The following is a 19,185-nucleotide window of genomic DNA, read 5'->3' on the forward strand; positions in this document are numbered from 1 at the left end:
TACAGCGGTTTATTTTTTCTCCATCACATATTCCGCATATTTCTGGGGTGTCAGTCCCGTGTATTTGCTGAAAACCCGGATGAAGGTATTGGAACTGTTGAATCCGGTCATGGCGCTCAGGTCTTTTGTCTTGAGGGAAGGGTCTTTTTCCAGCAGGGCTTTTGCCTGGTTGATGCGGTAATTGTTCAGGTAGTCCTTAAAGTTGTTGTCACTGAGCTGCTTAAAAAGGATCCCGCAGTATTTGGGCGATATATTAAACTGGTCTGCCAGGTCGTTGAGCATGATGTTGTCCCGATAGTTCCGGTGTATATAGTCCAGCATACGGGAGAGGACAGCTTTATCCTGGGTATGGGTGCGGCGGTTCTTTTTCCTGATGATCTCCGAAAGGACTGTTTTGATACCGGTTATGGTCACGGAGTCTGCCCAGTGGGTGTACCAGTGCTCATAATCAATGGGGCGGCCGATAAACTCCTCCGGGGTGGTCTTCAACTCCTGGAAGACGCGGTTCACGGTGCCTATGAGGGCATAGACAAAGTTCTGCAGAACCTCCATGGACAGACGTTTATGCACCAGATTCTCACGGATCAGATCATCAAACAGCCCTAGGGCCTGCTCTTGTCCGTCTGTCACTTCCTGGATCAGTCTATTCTCCATAGAGAGAGGGTAGGAGTAGGTGGAAGAATCCAAGTCCGCGATCTGTGCGTGTGTGATGATCTTGTCGTGAGGAAGTGTGGGCAGGTATTCCGCTATTTTCAGGGTTTCCTGGTAGCAGCGGTGCAGGTTTTCAAAGCCCTGCTTCACAGAGCTGAGGACAATCTGCTCCTCCCAGTATTTGCCTTCCTCCTCCGCATCCGGGTAAACGGACATTACATGGGCAGCCAGGGATTTGGCATGTTCGGGGCTGTCTGACATGAGGATAAGCGCGCACCGGTACATGGAGAGCTTTACGAACACCACATCCTTCCTCTTCACACAGCTTTGGAAAATAAGGTTTTTGTAGAGTTCAAGCTGGCAGAAGCTGCTGTCATCCGGGGCATGGGCGGAGTCGGGGGAAATGCAGATAAGCCCCACGCAGAAACGGCTGCTGTCAGGAAAATAGGGTTTCTCCTTAGGTGCCAGATAACCATTGGGATCTGTGAGCAGATTCTGATAATACTGCTGTGCAAGTAAGGCGTTTGTGGTCTTCTTGGTTGCCAGCAGGCTATGGTTCAGGCTCTGCATCTTTGCCAGGTTGTCATTTAGGATCTCAAATTCATCATAGCGCTGTGCCTCCTCTTTGATATGGAGCTGCAGGACCTGATAAAGGGGCCGGTACAGAAGATTTGCCACATAGTAAAATACAGCGCAGAGGAGCACAAAAATAATAAGGACGCAGAGCAGATACAGGAAGATATTTGCCGCGTTCAGGCTGTACCGGTCATAGAGGTATGAAATATCCCAGTTCATGGACAAAAGGCGGGTATTTGCCACATAGTAACCTGACTTTTTAACCACCTTCCTGTTTCGGTCTATCTCTTTCTGCAGGGATTTAAACAGGGAAACATCCGCCTCATCCAGGGAACTGGGGATGAAAAGCCCGTCTGTGTTGGATATCCAATAATTTTTGGGTGTGGCGGTGCCAACAAGAGAGCTTATGGGGATATCTGCCATGTAAATGCATGTGCGGGGCTGTTTATATCCTTTGATCAAATAATAGAGGGAGTCCAGTGTCCCCTTCTCATCATAGTGGGGAATCACGTAGGGGAACATCTTTTTATCAAAATAGTCCTGTATATCGGTCATGTCTTTCTCAGCCAGGTCCTTTTTCTCCAGGAATTCGGACATGGAGAAGGAACCCTCCGGGGACAGGACGGTGGAGTGTGTATGGTCATCAAAATCAATCTGTCCGTTGTTGAGGATCAGATATACCTGAAAGCGGGTGTCCACAGCACCGGCATATTTCAGCAGTGCTTTCTGTGCCTGGGAGGACAGGAGATAAAAGTCCTGTGTGCCCTCTGAGACAGACCAGTCTTTTATGAGGGAGTCATTCACGATGTCTGTCATGGTGTTGGAGATCTCCTTCAGGGAGGATGCGCTCTTCTCCTCCAGAATGGTCCTGGACAAAGTGATGGAGCTTATGTAAGACTCCTCCCAATGCTGCGACAGGAAAATTCCGGAGACAGATGCAAGAACCAGCGTTACCACGGCGGCTAAGAGCATGAATATAAATTTTAATTTTTGGTGGTATATACCGGAAGGCTGTTTCAGCATTTGCGGGACCTCCTTTTCATGGGGATTGTTGTGGATCATGTATGCCTCAGGCAAAGAAGCTGTGCCTCTCAAGGTATAGATTATAATTGCATTTTGATGATTATTCAAGTGAAAGCGCCTGATTTTATGAGGGTTCGGATAAAATGGTGATGTTTTGAAAAATGGTGATATAGCAAAAACGGAGGGATGATTGAAAAACAGGGATTGGAAGAAAACTGTGTATTCCAAAAAACAGGCGAAAAAGAGGTCGGAAAATTTGATGATTTACTTTTAAAAGATTATCCGTTAAGGTTGGTCTATCGACTCGAAGCGCTTCGATATGGAAGAAAGGAGAGAGAAGAGGACATTGGCAAAACAACAAATAAAAACACAGAAGAAAAGAAATTTTTCTGATGTCATAAAGAAAATGGTTTCCGGCAAAGAATTATACCTTTTGCTGCTTCCCGGCATTATCTGGTACCTTCTGTTTGCATACCGGCCTATGACGGAGCTGAAGATTGCATTTTATGATTACAATGTATTCCAGGGAATCAAGGGCAGTACCTTTGTGGGACTGCAGAACTTCATTGAATTTTTTAAGGGGAAGGATTTTCCAAGGGTACTGAAAAATACCCTGATGATCTCTTTCTGGCAGTTACTGATCTGCTTTCCGCTGCCCATCGCGCTGGCTGTCTGTGTGACGGAGATGAAGAATAAGTTCGTCAGCAGGATGACCCAGATGTCCACCCTGCTGACACACTTTATATCTGTGGTGGTAGTCTGCGGTATTGTGATCAACTTCCTGTCACCCAGTACAGGCGTCATCAATCTGGTGCTGCAGAAAATGGGTGTAGACCCGGTTTACTTTATGACAAAGCCGGAATACTTTAAAGGGATATACACATTGATGACCTTGTGGCAGAATGCGGGATTCGATGCGCTTGTGTACATAGCGGCCATCATGGGGATTGACCCGCAGCTTTATGAGGCAGCCACTGTGGACGGGGCTGGGAAGATGAAGAAAATCACCCATGTGACCATTCCGGCCATTGTACCTACCATAGTGACCATGCTGATCCTGAAACTGGGAGGCATCATCAAGGTGGGATATGAGGCGATCCTGCTTCTGTACCAGCCGGCAACTTATTCGGCAGCGGATGTTATCTCTACCTATTCTTACCGCCTGGCATTTGAAAACGGAAACTACGGGCTGTCTGTGGCTGCAGGGCTGTTTGAATCCGTGGTGGCATTCGTCATGGTCATTCTTGCAAACCGATTCAGCAAGAAGATTTCCGACAACGCATTATGGTAAGGGGGAAGTAAGATGGCAGGAAATAAAATAAAACAAGGGCAGGTTATCGGGCTGGGAGAGAAGATATTCAACGCTGTGATGGTCATTCTTGGTGTTCTGATTACCTTTATTGCTCTTTATCCCATATATTATGTACTCATTTCTTCTTTCAGCAAGCCCTTTTTTGTGGAAAACGGGAATGTGCTGCTGAAGATCAAGGAGTTCACCACAGCCAGCTATGAGGCAGTATTTAAGAGGGACGGGCTGTGGACCTCCTACGGAAATGCGATCTTTTACACTGTCTTCGGACTGATGGCAAATATGTTCTTTACCACCACCATGGCGTACGCTCTGTCCAGGAAGTATCTGATCGGAAGAAAGATACTGACGTTGTTCACGGTTTTTACCATGTGGTTCAGTGCTGGGATCATTCCTACTTATATGAACTTCAACAATCTGGGACTGCTGAATACCAGGACAGCGATCATCTTTGGATTTGCCATTGAGACTTATAACCTGATCATCATGAAGAGCTTTTTTGAGCAGGTCCCGGAGGCTTTGGAGGAGGCTGCATTTATTGACGGCGCGGGGCATTTCAGGGTATTCTGGAACATATATCTGCCGCTGTCAAAACCGGCACTTGCCACCGTGGGATTATTTTACGGAATCAGCAGATGGAACGGATACTTCTGGGCCATGCAGCTTTTAAAAGATGACAGCAAGATACCTCTGCAGGTATTCCTGAAAAAACTGATCGTGGAGCGGGTATTCAATCCGTCTGACGCTGCGATCGTGACAAAAGCATCCCTGACGTCACCCACGACTCAGGTATATGCATTGATCATACTGGCGATTGTGCCCATGATCATAGTATTCCCTTTCATTCAAAAATATTTTAAATCAGGCCTCACCGTGGGCGGTGTCAAAGGCTGATCATAAACGGAGGATTATCAGATATGAAAAGAAAACAAATAACAGCATTATTACTGACAGCAGTTCTGGGCGTATCCCTGGCATTTGGGACAACAGGATGCGGAAAAGAGGAGACCGGGAAGGCGGCCGCTTCAAAAGAGGATGGAAGTAAAGAATTCTCGGCCTTCATGTTCCTGTCAGGTACACCTTTTAATTCAGACTGGGAAGTGTGGAAAGAGGTGGAGAAAAAGACAGGCGTGAAGTTGAAAGGCGTGGTTGCCTCCTCCAACTCTGACTATGCCACAGCATTCCAGAATATGGTGGCATCGGGGCAGCTGGCAGATATCATTGCGTGTGACCTGACAACAGATATCGAGAAACTGGGCAAAGACGGCGGCGTGATTCCCCTGAACGACCTGATCGAGGAACATGCGCCGAATATCAAAAAAGCGCTGGATAATGACCCGAATCTGAAATACCAGGCAACTGCAGAGGACGGAAATATCTACAATATCCCACTGGGAAAAGAGCTGAAGTCCTCTCAGTTCTACTGGATCCGCCAGGACTGGCTGGATAAACTGGGGCTGGAGGTTCCTACAACAGTGGATGAACTCCATGATGTACTTACCGCATTCAAGAATGAGGATCCCAACGGCAATGGACAGGCAGATGAGATCCCTCTGTTTGACCGTTCCGCTACCGCTGAGACAGAGATGGGTGAGTACCTGGCCTTGTGGGATTCCAGTGCCTCCTTCTATCCCCGTGACGGAAAGATCACTTACGAACCTCTGACAGACAATTATAAAACAGCAGTGAAGAACCTGGCCCAGTGGTATAAAGAGGGCCTGATCGATCCGGAGATCTTCACGAGAGGTATGTCAGCAAGGGATACACTGCTCAGCAACAATACAGGGGGCTTCACCCATGACTGGGTCAGCACAGGCAATTATAATGATTCTCTGGGCGCAGATATACCGGGATTCAATATGGTGGCGATCGCGCCTTTAAAGGACCAGAACGGAAATGTGAAGGAACGTGACTACCGCTATGCAGAGTGCGGATGGGGCATCTCCTCCCAGTGCAAAGACCCGGAGGGTGCGATCGAATTCATGGATTTTATGTTCACGGAAGAAGGTTCAGACCTGATGAACTGGGGAATCGAGGGCAAGACTTACACTGTAAACGATAACGGGGAGAAGGCCTTTACAGAGGAAGTATTTAACTCCGGGCTGGCACCGGTAGAGTATCTGCGTTCCCTGGGTTCCCAGTACCGTGCGGGATATATCCAGGCAGCAGACTATGAGTATGCAACTATGAATGACGCAGGAAAGGCTGCAAATGAACTGTACGATGCACATGATGAGTGGTTCAGCGCGCCGAAACTGCCGGAACTGAAACTGAGCACAGACGGTATGGATGAATATAAGAGCATTATGTCCGGAATCCAGCCCATTGTATATGAGAAGCTTCAGAGCTGGATCTTAGGTTCCAGTAATATAGATGATGAATATGATGCGTTTATTCAGGAACTGAAGGATAGGGATATTGAAAAAGCGATTGAGATCCAGCAGACAGCATATGACAATTATGTGAAAGTAACAAAATAGGAAACTGCGGAGGCAGTGGATACGGATACAAATGAATAGATGAGGATGCTGCCGCAGAATAGTTCATTCCGTGGGATGTGGTCTCTGGCTGTGCAGCCGGAACCGTATCCTGCAGAGGTGAGCTGTTCTGCGGCAGTTTTATGAAAGGATGACCAGAAGGAGGATATATGAGACAGGAAAAATTACAGAATGCAGCCATGATGGCAGTGGATATATTGAAAGGGAATCTGAAGGAGTATACATACAAATTTCCCGGTTCCAACAGTGAGAAACTTTTTTATCCGATCACAGAAAATGTAGAATGGACCACTGGTTTCTGCACAGGGACTTACTGGCTGGCCTATGAACTGACAGGGGATGAGAGCTTCAGGAGGTCAGCGGAGATACAGGTCAATAGTTTTTATGACAGGATAAAAAAGAAGATAGATGTGGAACATCATGACATGGGATTTTTGTACACTCCTTCCTGTGTGGCAGCCTATCAGCTTACGGGAAATGAGAGGGCAAAAGAGGCAGCCATCCTGGCCGCAGACCAGCTCATCAGCCGTTTTCAGGAGAAAGGGGAGTTTATCCAGGCTTGGGGAGAACTGGGTGCAGAGGATAACTACCGCCTGATCATAGATTGTCTGCTCAATCTGCCTTTATTGTACTGGGCTTTTGAGGTGACGGGGAAAGAGACGTACAGAGATATTGCCATCCGGCATACAAGGACCAGTATCAGGAATCTTGTGAGACCGGATTATTCTACTTACCACACCTACTTCTTTTGTCCTGAGACCGGGGAACCTGTGCGCGGTGTCACCGCACAGGGATACAGGGACGATTCCGCCTGGGCCAGGGGACAGGCATGGGGAATATACGGTACAGCGCTGGCTTACCGGTATACCGGGGACGAGTTGTGCAGGGAATTATTTAGGAAGGTGACAGATTTTTATCTTGAACACCTGCCCGAAGATATGGTTCCCTATTGGGACCTGAGCTTTTGGCAGGGCAGCAGTGAGCCGAGAGATTCCTCTGCCGCCGCAGCTGCAGCCTGCGGGATAATGGAAATGTGTGAAAATGGGGGGCTGAAGGGGGAAGAAAAGTCCTTCTATGGAAATAAGGCAGAGGGGATGCTGGAGAGCCTGATCGACAATTACGCAGTTCTGTCGGACAAGGATGCAAACGGGCTGCTCCTCCACGGTGTTTACGCAAAGAGCAGCCCCTTCAACAGCGTGGCGGACAGGGGCGTTGATGAATGCAATTTGTGGGGGGACTATTTTTATCTGGAGGCATTGACCAGGAAGATAAAACAGTGGAAGACGTACTGGTAGGAAGGATATAAGGTATTGACAGGGAAGTGAAAGGCATCATCCGGTGCCAAAAGGGCAAAAATGATCAAAATTGTGAAACTACTTTGTGCTATAATTGTTTTTGCTGGGAGGTGAAGCGGTTGACACATAAGAAGGAAATCCAGGATGCGTTAAACTATATCGAAATGAACTTGTGCGAAGAACTTTCTCTGGATGAGATTGCGGCTGCAGCGGGTTTTTCTAAGTTTTATTTTCACAGGGTATTTCAAAGCGAAACAGGTATGCCTGTTTATGATTACATTAGAAAGCGTAGATTAGCAGGTGCCGCGGTCCTTCTGCGCACTACGGGTATTTCTATCCTTGATATTGCGGTGACTTTCTGTTTTGAATCCCAGGAGGCTTTCACGAGAGCCTTTAAACGTGTCTATCAGCTTCCGCCGGGCAGATATCGGTCAGCGATTAAGGATTTAGTCATTGAAGGAGGTAATATGGGGAATAACACAGAAATCAAAAATTGGATCGTAACAGGCACTGCCCCCGATAAATACCGGATGGGCATGGATGACAAGGTTTATAATACGGGAACCAGATCAGTCACGATAAAGTCCACTGCCGGGGAGTGGGAAGTGAGTGAATTCGGCACGATCATGCAGCAGTTCAGCGCATCTGCGTTTTTAGGGAAAAGAGTGCGTTTTTCCGGGTTTGTAAAAACACAGGATGTTGCAGGGTGGTGCGGATTATGGATGCGGATCGACACTGCTTTTAGTGAGACACTGAAACTGGATAATATGCAGGACCGTCCGATCACCGGAACGACCCAATGGAACCATTATTCCTGTGTGCTGGATGTGCCTGAGAACGCGGCGATTCTTAACATTGGAATATTATTGTACGGTGAGGGGCAGGTGTGGCTGGATAACGTCAGTTTTCAGGAAGTTGACCACAATACACCAACTACCGATTTTAATGTGGATGCAGTATTTCCGGATCATCCTATGAATTTATCTTTTGAAGAGTAGCGGAGCGATTCCGCTGCTGCTATACGTGAATGAGAATTCCTTTTTCTGCGATTCGGGGATAGGATTTAGGAAAATATAATGATATACTATATTTCATAAAATCCTAATAGAAAGCGCAGCAAACAATGAATAAAATATTACTCATAGAAGATGACAAAGATTTAAACACCGGGCTTACATATGACCTGGAATCAGAAAACTACAAAGTGTTTTCCGCTCTGACACTTGGTGATGGAATGTCCATACTCAGTGAAAACGAAGTGGATCTGATCCTACTGGACGGAAACCTGCCGGATGGTGATGGGTTTGACTTCTGCAGGTCAGTAAAGTCAGAGAGTGACATCCCCGTCATTTTTCTTACAGCCAGGGACATGGACCGGGATGAAATGCAGGGATTTGACTGTGGTGCGGACGACTATATCACAAAGCCGTTTAATATGCCCATACTCCACAGAAGGATCAAAGCAGCCCTGCGGAAGGCTGCTGCGGACGGCGGCGAGCGGATCCAATATGATGACGGGCATCTGAAGATAGATTTTGATGCCATGGCAGCATCCCTGGGCGGGGAGCCTCTGACCATGACACCCACAGAGTTTAAGATCCTGCGTCTTCTCATTGCCAATGCAGAGAGGGTAATGACAAAGACCCTTCTTTTGGAAAAAGTATGGGACAGCACCGGGAATTTTGTGGATGAACATGCCGTGGCTGTGAATATCAACAGACTCCGCAAGAAGATTGAATCCGAAGAACACCCATATATTAAGACCCTGTACGGTATGGGATATCAGTGGAAGGGGAAGAAAACAGAATGGAAAAATTGATCCTGCTCTTTTCCCTCATCTGCCTTTTGATCTCCATACTTATTATGATCAAAGTGAGAAAAAGGCTTGTTGAGTACACAAGCCAAATGAGTGACTGCCTGGATGCCATGATCGCAGGCCGTACGGACCTTGTATTTCAGGAGGAGAAGGACACTCTGACAGGTAAGCTGCATTCCAAGATGCACCGCCTGTATGAGATACTGGACCAGCAGTCCCAGGAAAATAAAATACAGCGCCAGCAGCTTGAAACCATAGTTGCAGATATTTCCCATCAGGTAAAAACGCCCATTGCGAATGTGAGGATGTATCACAGCCTTTTGCAGAAAAAGAACCTGGATGAGGAGAAAAAAGAACAGTTTCTGGGTGCGGCCCAGAGGCAGACAGACAAGCTGGAATTTCTCATGAAGAGTATGATCAAGATGTCCAGGCTGGAGACGGGGATTGTGGAAGTCCGGCCAAAAGAAAATCCCATCCGTGTGCTGCTGGAACAGGCAGTCTGTGACATTGCCCTGAAGGCGGAGGCTAAACAGATTGAAATAGAGATGGAATGTGCCGAAGGTTTGAGGGCAGTATTTGATAAGAAGTGGACGCTGGAAGCAGTCTTTAATATTTTGGACAATGCGGTAAAGTATACCGGACAGGGAGGGAAAATACAGATCAAAGCGCAGATAACCGATTTTTTTGTCCGCATCGGCATAAGGGATAACGGAAAAGGGATTGAGGAATCGCGGCTGACGGAGATATTTAAGCGCTTTTACCGCGAGCCGGAAGTGGCAGACCAGGACGGTGTGGGGATCGGTCTGTACCTGGCACGAGAGATTGTCATGAAGGAAAGAGGATTTATAGAGGTGCGGTCAAAAACAGGGAAAGGCACAACATTTTATGTCAACCTGCCCACGGCACAGTAGAGAGATTATCTCAAACTTGTTACTTTTTTGAGAAGAGTTTGAGATAATCTTTTTGTATGCTATATTCATCAAAGGAAAGGCAGGAAAAAAGAATGGAATATATTTTAGAGACAAAAAATCTGAAGAAATACTACGGACAGGAGCCGAATATCACGAAAGCGCTGGACGGCATAGATGTGAAAGTGGAACGGGGAGAATTCGTATCAATCATAGGAACAAGCGGAAGCGGAAAATCCACACTCCTGAATATGCTGGGCGGACTGGACATTCCCAGTTCCGGAAGTGTAAAGATCAGGGGCAAGGAAATCGGCAGAATGAACGATGAACAGCTCACAGTATTCCGCAGAAGAAATATTGGGTTTGTGTTTCAGAATTATAATCTGGTACCCATCCTGAATGTGTATCAGAATATCGTGCTTCCCATAGAGCTGGACGGCAGTACGGTTGACAAGACTTATGTTGAGGAGATCATACATCTGCTCCACCTGGAGGAAAAGCTGGATAATCTTCCAAACAACCTCTCCGGAGGCCAGCAGCAGAGGGTAGCCATTGCAAGGGCGCTGGCAAGCAAGCCGGCTATCATCCTGGCAGATGAACCAACGGGAAATCTGGATTCCAAAACATCCCTGGAGGTTATGCAGCTTTTGAAAATGACCAGCACAGAGTTTGGCCAGACACTGGTTATGATCACCCACAACCCGGAACTGGCCCAGATCGCGGACCGTATGATCCATATCGAAGATGGAAAAATTGTAGAAAGAAATGAAGATATTTAGGAGGATAGGGCTATGATGCTGAATAATAATAACAGAAAATTTATCAAGACTCTGTCCAATAACTGTCTGAAAGCCAATAGAAACAGGAATGTCATAGCTGTTCTGGCTATTATCCTCACGGCAGTATTGTTTACGGCACTTGCCACAGTGGCACAGGGAACGCAGGTATCCATGAAGGAGCAGATGCTGCGCCAGGCCGGGACGCGGTTCATGGTGTCCATCAAAAATCTGTCCCAGGAGGAAGCAGAAAGTCTGGTGCAGGATTCTGCTTTTTCAACGGCAGGTATGGAGAGATATGTTGCAAACGCTGTTAATAAGGAATTAAATAGTATAATGGTCTCCATCGGATGGCTTGACCGGACAAATGTAGAAAATAGTTTTATGGATCTGGAAAAGGGGCATTACCCGGAGAAAGATAATGAAATAGCCTGTGATTCTGTGGTCCTGGAACTTCTGGGACTGCCAAATGAAACCGGCACATCCTTCACATTGGAATATGAGACCATGGAAGGAATAAAAGAAGCAGAGATGACTGTGTGCGGAATCTGGAAAGGCATGAAACACGAACAGCGCTCCGTCATGATGGTTACGGAAGGTTTTGTTGAGAAAACCGTAAAGGATCTCAGCCCGGAATATGCGGAGCTGGAGAAAAACGCATATGCAGTCAGGGGAACCTTTCCGTCAGAAAAGGATATAAAGGAAAATCTGGACAAATTAGTAGAGAAAATGGGTTACGATCCTGAGGCCCAGCGCGGGGAAGAGGGATTTATAATACACAATACCAACCCGGTCTATGAGACAAAGTCAATGGATTCCGGGCAGACAATGATCACAATGGCTTTAGGGGTCATTCTTATTCTGCTGGCAGGATATCTTATCATCTATAATATTTTTAAGATCTCTATTGAAAAAGATATCCGTTTATACGGGCAGCTTAAGACCATCGGTACCTCACCGAAACAAATCCGGTATATGGTAAACCGTCAGGGAATGATGCTTTCTTTGGTAGGCGTTCCTGTGGGCCTCATTCTGGGATGGCTGCTGGGAAATGCCCTTCTTCCCCTGGTCATGGCAAGTACGTCTTACAGTGATACCATCTTTATTAAGCCGAATCTATGGGTATGGTCATTTGCGGCGGCATTTACACTCCTCACGGTGAGGATAAGCTGCAGCAGACCCGGAAAGATTGCAGGAAAGATCTCTCCGGTGGAGGCTTTAAAATATCACGGTGCCAAAAGCGGAAAGAAGAAACAGAAGAAAGGCATGGATTCCAAAAACCGCATTCTGCAGATGGCAGGCGCTAATCTTGGGAGAAATAAAGGCAAAACAGTATTGGTTATTTTATCCATATGCCTGAGTGTGATTCTGCTGAACAGTGTCTTAAACTTTACAGAAAGTATGGATAAAGAGGCGTATGTGCAGCATGAGACAGCAGCGGATTTTGATGTGCGGAGCGGAAATTTTCTGAAATCCGTGACAGAGGATTATCTAAAGGTGGTTCCTCAGAAGGTAGCGCAGGAACTGAAAGCGCTGGAGGGAATAAAAGATTTTACACAGGTATATGTAAGGATGCTCCCGGAGCAGCAGCTCACAGAGGGCAGAGAGGATTGCGGGAAATTAGTAAAGATAAATGGAGAGACCACACCTGATGACATAATGGAATTTGACAGAAATAGAATGTTATATGGATTTGATGAAAATGCCTTTAAAAGAGCAAAGCTCATAGAGGGGACCATTGACTATGAAAAGCTTTGTACAGGGGATTACGTTGTTGCAAACGGATCTTTGAGTGACAGGGGCGAATATGGGTATGAGATACAGGAGCTTCACGCTGGGGATGTCATAGAGGTGGAAATAGAGGGGGAGATGAAAGAATATACAGTGATGGCTGTCATCGGTACGTTAAACTCTCTGAACATGTCCTACAGCGCAGGCGGTTATGAGGCTATTACCTTTTCAGAATCCGTTTTCCGGGAGATGTTCCCGGAGAACCAGGACCCAATACACTGTCTGTTTGATGTTGAGGACGGTTACTTTGACAGTATCAATTCCTATATGGAGGATTTTACACAGGACAGCGGGCTGGCCCTGCAGTCAAGGCTCACTGCGGAGGAGGAGTTCGCGGAGATGCAGGGGACATACAATGCGGTGGGGATGATCGTAGCATTGATCCTGGGGATCATCGGTGTCCTGAACCTGATCAATGTGATCTTTACAGGAGCTATCGCAAGACAGCGGGAATTCGCATCCATGAGAAGCATCGGAATGACCAGGAAACAGCTCAAGAAGTTATTTGTGTATGAAGGGATCATATATGCAGTCCTGGCAGGGATGGCAGGAGTTGCCATCAGTGCCGTAGTATCGCTGACGCTGGTGAAAAGTTTTGCAAGTGGGTTCTGGTTTGCAAAATATCATTTTATCATCCTTCCTGCTATTGTTACCGCTCTGATCTGTCTTCTGCTGTCAGTGATCATCTCTGCGGTTGTGGATAAGGTTTGGAACAAGGGAAGTGTTGTGGAACAGCTTAGGGAAGTTGAGTAATATCATAACTGGCAGACTATCATTCCCCCTGGGGGATCCCTCATGCAGGGGATTATGATCTGGATGAGTTGTTTGCATGGATTGATGGAACCTGGTAACTATTCAGTAGGTCTGCGCATTCACTGCGCTGACCATAAGAAAGTGTACCACGGCCAAGCAAAAATCCCATCGCCAAAGGCGATTCTGCATGGATTTTTGCCTGTAACTGTGAGGGTACTGAACAGTTACCGAATCTGTAAGAAATAAAGAAGTGAACAAAAAACAGCAGGCGGCTTTTACGGCTTTCCTGCTGTTTATTGATTCCTGTGTATTTTTATTTGGTTATCTGTCATGGCGGTCATATTATTTTTTAGTCGGAACGTAGTATCCGCCGTTCATCATGATGATACCAGGTGCGATAATGTCTACATTTTCAATCAAATAATTTTTAAAACGCTCCCATAAAGTAGCTTTCTTCTCGTTTTTTACTTCCGCTGTCTGCATAGCGCCTGCGGTTCCTGCATATAATGTGTATTTGTTCATAATGGTTTCCCCTTTCATTTTTTGCTTTTCTTTATTACGTGTATTATGTTATCATGAGTTTACGGCGGATTTTAGATATTTTTTTAGCTATTTATTAGGGCGATATTGACACGGATACTTTTAAATATGCCTAAAGTGCTGATATGAGCGGTAACATGTTGACATTTAGGAGGTGCATTTTTGCAGAAAATGATTTATGAGCCACTGTTTGAGCTGGAGAAGACAGGGATCAATATAGCTTATCATACGAAAAAGGGAAGGTACAGCCCCACCCATTGGCATTCCGCTATTGAACTGATTTATGTGCTGAATGGAACAGCCACGATTTCTATAGAAGGAAAAGATCACAAACTGGTGGCAGGGGAGTTTATCGTGGTGGACTCTAACCGGATCCATGAGGCACAGTGTACCAGGGTATCCATGATGGTTGTGATCCATTATTCCAGGGCCAGCATGCAAAATTATATGACTAAGATTGATGAATACCGCATCTACTGCTCCCGGCAGACTTTAAAAAAGGAAAAATTGAACAAATATCTGGAGATCTGCAGCCTTTTGAAACGTCTGCCGCCATTGTATGTGACCCGGCCACCCGGATACCGTCTGCAGAGTCAGGCTGTGGCCATGGAGGTGCTTTTTGAGCTGGTTAATCACTTTTCTGTTTCCACAGATCCCGCGGGACTGGTGAACGATGACACGGTACTGGAGCGTCTGGCGGAGATAACTGCGTATATAGAAGCGCATCACAGGGAGAAGATCGTGCTGGAAGATATTGCATCCCGTTTTTATCTGAGCAGGGAGTATTTCAGCCGGTTTTTCAGGCAGAATATGGGAGTGACGTTTTCTCGTTATGTAAATCAAGTGAGGTTGATGCATATTTATCATGACCTTTGCAGTACGGGGGAGGGCGTTATGGAACTGGCGGAAAAGCACGGGTTTGCAAATTATAAGCTGTTTAACAGAATGTTTTGGGAGATCTATGGGTGTAAGCCCAGTGATGTGAGGAAAAAGTGAAAGAAGAGGTGCTGACATGGATGTAAGGCTGGCTGACCGGAAGGATTTGCCGGAATTGAAATCAATGTATAAAAAGATCGTTGATAATATGAACAGGAATCAGATTCCCATCTGGGATGAAATATATCCCTGTGAATTTTTGGAGGGGGATATTAGGGAAGGCCGTCTGTATGTCTCGGAAAAGGATGGTGACATAGCAGCAGCGTTCGCCTTATGCGAATCCAATGACGGGGAGAGTTCCGTGAAATGGGAAAGTATGAACAGCAAGTCACTCTATATAGACCGCTTAGGTGTGAATGTTAAGTTTCTGCATCAGGGAACTGGCGGGCAGATGCTGCATGAGGCTGCAAAGCTGGCTGCGGAGAAAAATGCGGAGTATCTTCGTTTGTTTGTTGTGGATATAAATGTGCCTGCGGTGAACTTATACTTAAAGAACGGATTCAGGCAGGCGGAAGGTGTATACGAGGAAAATTTTGATGACTTTGTACTGCGGGAATATGGTTTTGAAAAAAAGTTATAGACTATAGGATGCCGCTTTGTTAAGAAGCAGTGCTGCTTTTCTTCTTCTGCATGAACAGCGGGGAGGGGGATTTTATGCCCTTTTACACGTATAAAATACAATAAAAGACCATCGACTATGCCGATGGTCTTATAAAAGGGGCTTTTTTCACAGCCCTATTTTAATATATACGGAAAAATTCCTTTATTGTGATCAGTACCAGAGCACTGCACAGAACAGCGGACAGGATATTCCGGTATTTCGCCCTGGGGATAAAGCGTTCGGCCAGATAGGTGACGCCGCATACCGTGAAATACATCATGGGCACAAGTCCCGGCAGGATATAGCGTCCCTGAGGCTGGAAATCGACACAGTAAGAGTGGTAAAAGTTCAGGACAAACGGGGTAAGAGCGGCGATCAGCATTCCCCAGTTGAACACGGCTTTTCTTTGAATCTCCCCGTTTTTGCGGAGCCGGAACATTTTTTTAAGCTGCATCAGACATCCCAGCAGTCCGCCCAGGAATAGGATGTAATAGAGGATTATGATCCAAGGCTCCACCCAGTATTGGAGCTGGCCGAATACCCCCACAAAGCCGCAAAGGACCCTGACCATCCAGGGGCCGGTGAGCATGGAAAAGACCGAGTAGCCCTGCGCTCTTCCGGAGGAGAGGGCTGTGGAGGGCCGGAACTGCTCCTGCGCATAGCGGTCTGCAAAATCATTGCTGGTGGCAAGTCCCAGCCAGTCACCGTCGTAGATCATATAGTTGCGTACAAACCACCAGCCGCAGACAAGAAGGCCGGCTGCGGCAACCAGAATACCCCGTTTCAGCCAGTATTTCCAGTCGATCTGTTTCTTATCGGTGGTCAGGCAGCTCAGGGTAAAGACAAAGATGCTGCAGAGCAGGAAACCGTAAGCATTCAGGTAGGACATGGCGCAAAGTCCGAGCCAGAGGCCAAGAAGGATGCAGCTGGGCACGTCCCAATTCCGTTCCATGCCCACCAGCCAATAATATATAATGGCAGCACCGCAGCAGATAGCCATGGCATCATTATTTACATAAACACCCATGAACAAAGCCTCAGGAAGAACGGCTACCAGGCAGACAAAGAACCATTTGCTGTATCCGTCAAACAGTTTTTTGCCGGCGCGGAAGACGAAAAATACGGCTCCGGTGGTAAAGCAGGCAGAGACAAGTCTGGCAGCCCACAGAAGCTGCTGCGGGTCTGTGGAAAAAATACTCATTATCTTCATGAACAGGGCTGATATTATGTAAGATAATATAGGAAGAAACGCGTAGGAGGTTCCCCATACGGGATTTCGTATGGAAGGGTCACCGCCGTGGGGGAGTCTGCCGTGTTCGTAGATGTACAAGGGAATATCATAGCGCATTTTTTCATCGGGGCCTGCATCCAGAGGCAGCAAGTGCGCCCAGTATGCACAAAAGATAAATATTCCTGCAAGAAATGCGAATTCGCAGAGAATATAAATACGCGAACGGTTAGAAAGTAAGTTTTTAATTTGTAACTGCATTGGAAATCCTTTCTATCGTATATTGTCAACAGGTCAGTCCTATAGTAACGCATCTTTCCTGAAATGGCAACGATTAATCGTCGACAATTTCTGAAGATTGGTAAAGAATTACATTTATATAAGAAGAAAAAGAGTCGTTTTCAGGTATAAAAAACCATATTTTAGACAATGGGACTTTGCGATTTTTAAAAGACATGTTATAGTGTAACCAGTAACAAGTTAACAGCGGCACAGCCGCGGACAGGAGGAGTATAATGAGAAAAAAAGCATTGGTAATTTTAATGGCAGCAGCCGTGTTTGCGCTGGCGGGCTGCGGGGACAAAACTGACAACAAGGATACCGGTAAAGAAGATAAAAAGCAGGAGGAGACTTCTGCAGAGACAGAGACACCGGGCGAGGCAGAGCCGGAGGTTGATATGGAAGGACCTGCAGCAGAGACGGAGCAGATTTCTGAGAGTGATGGAAGGAAACTCATGGAGACTGCCGTTGCATTTACGGAGGACCTGATCGCTGCAAACCATGATAACCTTGTGAATAACTATGAGTATGAAGAGGGGGATATGAAGACGTCTGTGGAGAATGGAGAACTGGAGCAGGCGATCAGTTCCGCTGCGGCGTCATCCGGAGAATTTAAAGGTACAAAGGCAGCATGGCTGGGAGACCAGGCAGGAGATTACACCAATGTGCAGGTACCGTGTGAGTTTGCGGACCAACCCTGGAATATGTTCATCGCTTTTGCCGCTGACGGCAAGATTGGCGGCGTACGTACGGATGTGTATAAAGAGACACCGTAATCAGCTTTACAGTTACTGTTCACAGTATACTAAAAACGCAGCTCTTTGCACAGTAACGCTTTACAGGCCTGTATTATTGTATCGTAATATCTTGTCTGACAGCAGGATTTGCAGTATGATATCATAAGAGAACATTAATACGGAGGATAAGATTATGTTATGCATTAAAAATGGTCTGGTTTACACGATTGCAGAAAAGGAACCTTTTAAAGGAGATGTCCTGATCGAGGATGGAAAAATCTGTGCCGTGGGTGCGGATCTGGAGATCCCGGAGGGGACAGAAGTCATTGACGCGGAGGGGCTGGAGGTCTATCCGGGGTTCGTGGAGGCCCACTGCCATACAGGGTTGGATGGTTACGGGATTGGCTATGAGGGAAGAGATTACTGTGAACTCAACGATCTGGTGACACCCCAGCTTCGCGCCATTGACGGGATCAACCCTCTGGACCCGTGCTTTCAGCATGCAAGAGAGGCCGGTGTAACTTGCATCGGAACAGGCCCTGGCAGCGCAGATGTGCTGGGCGGAACTTTTGCTGCAGTGAAGACTGTGGGGAAACGGATCGACAAGATGGTAGTGAAATATCCGGTTGCCATGAAGTGTGCGTTTGGGGAGAATCCTAAGAACTGTTATCAGGACAAGGGGGATACTTCCAGGATGACCACTGCGGCACTTTTGAGGAATGAGCTGTTTAAGGCAAAGGCTTATATGGAGAAGAAAGAGGCAGCAGGGGATGATGTCCGGAAGCAGCCGGAATTTAACCTGAAGCTGGAATCCCTGATACCGGTATTGAAGAAGGAAATACCGCTGAAGGCTCATGCACATCAGGCTAATGATATATTTACAGCCCTGCGCATTGCAAAAGAGTTTGGGCTGGATATTACATTGGAGCATGTGACGGAGGGACATCTGATCGCGGATGAGCTGGCTGGGGAGCATGTGCCTATGGCAGTAGGTCCTACACTGACCCATGCCACGAAGTTCGAGCTGCAGAATAAGAGCTGGACTACGCCGGGCGTTTTAGCGTCTATGGGATGCCAGGTGTCTATCATAACGGATGCGCCGGTGATACCGCAGGAATTTCTGCCGCTTTGTGCGGGACTTGCGGTGAAAGCCGGGATGGATGAATTTGATGCTTTGAAGGCGATCACGATCAATCCTGCAAAACATTTGGGGGTTGAGGATAGAGTCGGGTCCCTGGAAGTGGGGAAGGATGCGGATGTTGTTGTGATGAGCGGGAGTCCTTTGAAGGTGGAATCTTTGGTGAAGTATGTGTTTATTGATGGGGTGTTGGTTCATCAGAATTAAGGGGATTTGCAGATTGCGGTGGGGTGGCTCACGGACGGCATGTGTGAAGGGAGGACAGACAGACCCCATCGGTTCCCTTTCACGGGCAGCCTCCGCGGGCAAGTCCTGCTAAGTCAAAACGAG

Annotated in this window: 17 protein-coding genes; 14 read left to right on the top strand and 3 right to left on the bottom strand. The window is 46.9% G+C overall.

What is annotated here, in order from left to right; genetic code table 11:
• Window positions 1-9: 9 nt before the first annotated feature.
• Window positions 10-2,250, bottom strand: a complete 2,241-nt coding sequence (locus C6P39_RS10420) for a helix-turn-helix transcriptional regulator (protein ID WP_104803745.1) — start codon at window positions 2,248-2,250, stop codon at window positions 10-12.
• Between the two features lie 186 nt (window positions 2,251-2,436).
• Here C6P39_RS10420 and C6P39_RS27450 point away from each other — a divergent pair, with 186 nt between their 5' ends.
• The 10 genes from C6P39_RS27450 (at window position 2,437) to C6P39_RS10465 (ending at window position 13,396) form a co-directional block, all read left to right on the top strand.
• The gene (locus C6P39_RS27450) at window positions 2,437-2,643 is read left to right on the top strand and encodes a hypothetical protein (RefSeq protein WP_158661525.1); all 207 of its coding nucleotides are present in this window, start codon (window positions 2,437-2,439) and stop codon (window positions 2,641-2,643) included.
• Window positions 2,597-3,541, top strand: coding sequence for an ABC transporter permease (locus C6P39_RS10425; protein ID WP_242987008.1), 945 nt, complete (start codon window positions 2,597-2,599; stop codon window positions 3,539-3,541). Before C6P39_RS27450 ends, C6P39_RS10425 begins: the two co-directional genes overlap by 47 nt.
• 12 nt (window positions 3,542-3,553) lie before the next feature.
• A complete protein-coding gene (locus tag C6P39_RS10430; RefSeq protein ID WP_104803746.1) occupies window positions 3,554-4,453 on the top strand; it encodes a carbohydrate ABC transporter permease in 900 nt (299 codons plus the stop codon).
• A gap of 23 nt (window positions 4,454-4,476) precedes the next feature.
• Window positions 4,477-6,039: an extracellular solute-binding protein gene (locus C6P39_RS10435; RefSeq protein ID WP_104803747.1), complete on the top strand. Its 1,563-nt coding sequence runs from the start codon at window positions 4,477-4,479 to the stop codon at window positions 6,037-6,039.
• A gap of 167 nt (window positions 6,040-6,206) precedes the next feature.
• Entirely contained in the window at window positions 6,207-7,352 is a 1,146-nt protein-coding gene (locus tag C6P39_RS10440) for a glycoside hydrolase family 88 protein (RefSeq protein ID WP_104803748.1), read from the top strand.
• Window positions 7,353-7,462: 110 nt separating this feature from the next.
• On the top strand, window positions 7,463-8,350 hold the full coding sequence (locus C6P39_RS10445) for an AraC family transcriptional regulator (protein WP_334293903.1): 888 nt from the start codon (window positions 7,463-7,465) through the stop codon (window positions 8,348-8,350).
• 125 nt (window positions 8,351-8,475) lie between these two features.
• On the top strand, window positions 8,476-9,171 hold the full coding sequence (locus C6P39_RS10450) for a response regulator transcription factor (RefSeq protein ID WP_104803750.1): 696 nt from the start codon (window positions 8,476-8,478) through the stop codon (window positions 9,169-9,171).
• Window positions 9,159-10,079 (top strand): sensor histidine kinase, encoded by a 921-nt coding sequence (locus tag C6P39_RS10455; RefSeq protein ID WP_104803751.1) that lies wholly within the window; start codon window positions 9,159-9,161, stop codon window positions 10,077-10,079. The genes C6P39_RS10450 and C6P39_RS10455 overlap by 13 nt, the downstream gene beginning before the upstream one ends.
• A 92-nt stretch (window positions 10,080-10,171) precedes the next feature.
• Window positions 10,172-10,855, top strand: coding sequence for an ABC transporter ATP-binding protein (locus C6P39_RS10460; protein ID WP_104803752.1), 684 nt, complete (start codon window positions 10,172-10,174; stop codon window positions 10,853-10,855).
• Window positions 10,856-10,867: 12 nt separating this feature from the next.
• Window positions 10,868-13,396 (top strand): ABC transporter permease, encoded by a 2,529-nt coding sequence (locus C6P39_RS10465; RefSeq protein ID WP_104803753.1) that lies wholly within the window; start codon window positions 10,868-10,870, stop codon window positions 13,394-13,396.
• A gap of 342 nt (window positions 13,397-13,738) precedes the next feature.
• Here C6P39_RS10465 and C6P39_RS10470 read toward each other — a convergent pair whose 3' ends face one another.
• Window positions 13,739-13,918: a hypothetical protein gene (locus C6P39_RS10470; RefSeq protein WP_147737745.1), complete on the bottom strand. Its 180-nt coding sequence runs from the start codon at window positions 13,916-13,918 to the stop codon at window positions 13,739-13,741.
• Window positions 13,919-14,107: 189 nt separating this feature from the next.
• Here C6P39_RS10470 and C6P39_RS10475 point away from each other — a divergent pair, with 189 nt between their 5' ends.
• Together C6P39_RS10475 and C6P39_RS10480 are read left to right on the top strand one after the other, a co-directional pair.
• Complete coding sequence (locus C6P39_RS10475; RefSeq protein ID WP_104805903.1) at window positions 14,108-14,932, top strand: AraC family transcriptional regulator; 825 nt, start codon at window positions 14,108-14,110, stop codon at window positions 14,930-14,932.
• Between the two features lie 16 nt (window positions 14,933-14,948).
• The gene (locus C6P39_RS10480; RefSeq protein WP_104803754.1) at window positions 14,949-15,452 is read left to right on the top strand and encodes a GNAT family N-acetyltransferase; all 504 of its coding nucleotides are present in this window, start codon (window positions 14,949-14,951) and stop codon (window positions 15,450-15,452) included.
• A 160-nt stretch (window positions 15,453-15,612) separates the two neighbouring features.
• Here the strand turns inward: C6P39_RS10480 and C6P39_RS10485 are convergent, their stop codons facing one another.
• Window positions 15,613-16,962 carry an ArnT family glycosyltransferase gene (locus C6P39_RS10485; protein ID WP_104803755.1) on the bottom strand — a complete coding sequence of 450 codons (1,350 nt, stop codon included), beginning with the start codon at window positions 16,960-16,962 and terminating at the stop codon, window positions 15,613-15,615.
• Between the two features lie 254 nt (window positions 16,963-17,216).
• Between C6P39_RS10485 and C6P39_RS10490 the strand changes: the two genes are divergently transcribed.
• Both C6P39_RS10490 and C6P39_RS10495 read left to right on the top strand, forming a co-directional pair.
• Window positions 17,217-17,756, top strand: a complete 540-nt coding sequence (locus tag C6P39_RS10490; RefSeq protein WP_104803756.1) for a hypothetical protein — start codon at window positions 17,217-17,219, stop codon at window positions 17,754-17,756.
• Between the two features lie 154 nt (window positions 17,757-17,910).
• Entirely contained in the window at window positions 17,911-19,062 is a 1,152-nt protein-coding gene (locus C6P39_RS10495) for an amidohydrolase (RefSeq protein ID WP_104803757.1), read from the top strand.
• Window positions 19,063-19,185: the final 123 nt, after the last annotated feature.

Origin of the sequence: Blautia marasmi (genome assembly GCF_900258535.1) — a bacterium.
Lineage (GTDB): Bacteria > Bacillota > Clostridia > Lachnospirales > Lachnospiraceae > Blautia > Blautia hominis.

Excerpts from the sequence above, each read along its gene's own strand:
- C6P39_RS10470 (WP_147737745.1), bottom strand. The coding sequence starts at position 13,918 with ATGAACAAATACACATTATATGCAGGAACCGCAGGCGCTATGCAGACA.
- C6P39_RS10440 (WP_104803748.1), top strand. The coding sequence starts at position 6,207 with ATGAGACAGGAAAAATTACAGAATGCAGCCATGATGGCAGTGGATATA.
- C6P39_RS10435 (WP_104803747.1), top strand. The coding sequence starts at position 4,477 with ATGAAAAGAAAACAAATAACAGCATTATTACTGACAGCAGTTCTGGGC.
- C6P39_RS10495 (WP_104803757.1), top strand. The coding sequence starts at position 17,911 with ATGTTATGCATTAAAAATGGTCTGGTTTACACGATTGCAGAAAAGGAA.
- C6P39_RS10480 (WP_104803754.1), top strand. The coding sequence starts at position 14,949 with ATGGATGTAAGGCTGGCTGACCGGAAGGATTTGCCGGAATTGAAATCA.
- C6P39_RS10430 (WP_104803746.1), top strand. The coding sequence starts at position 3,554 with ATGGCAGGAAATAAAATAAAACAAGGGCAGGTTATCGGGCTGGGAGAG.
- C6P39_RS10460 (WP_104803752.1), top strand. The coding sequence starts at position 10,172 with ATGGAATATATTTTAGAGACAAAAAATCTGAAGAAATACTACGGACAG.
- C6P39_RS10485 (WP_104803755.1), bottom strand. The coding sequence starts at position 16,962 with ATGCAGTTACAAATTAAAAACTTACTTTCTAACCGTTCGCGTATTTAT.
- C6P39_RS10475 (WP_104805903.1), top strand. The coding sequence starts at position 14,108 with ATGATTTATGAGCCACTGTTTGAGCTGGAGAAGACAGGGATCAATATA.
- C6P39_RS10420 (WP_104803745.1), bottom strand. The coding sequence starts at position 2,250 with ATGCTGAAACAGCCTTCCGGTATATACCACCAAAAATTAAAATTTATA.
- C6P39_RS10450 (WP_104803750.1), top strand. The coding sequence starts at position 8,476 with ATGAATAAAATATTACTCATAGAAGATGACAAAGATTTAAACACCGGG.
- C6P39_RS10455 (WP_104803751.1), top strand. The coding sequence starts at position 9,159 with ATGGAAAAATTGATCCTGCTCTTTTCCCTCATCTGCCTTTTGATCTCC.
- C6P39_RS10490 (WP_104803756.1), top strand. The coding sequence starts at position 17,217 with ATGAGAAAAAAAGCATTGGTAATTTTAATGGCAGCAGCCGTGTTTGCG.
- C6P39_RS10465 (WP_104803753.1), top strand. The coding sequence starts at position 10,868 with ATGATGCTGAATAATAATAACAGAAAATTTATCAAGACTCTGTCCAAT.
- C6P39_RS27450 (WP_158661525.1), top strand. The coding sequence starts at position 2,437 with ATGATTGAAAAACAGGGATTGGAAGAAAACTGTGTATTCCAAAAAACA.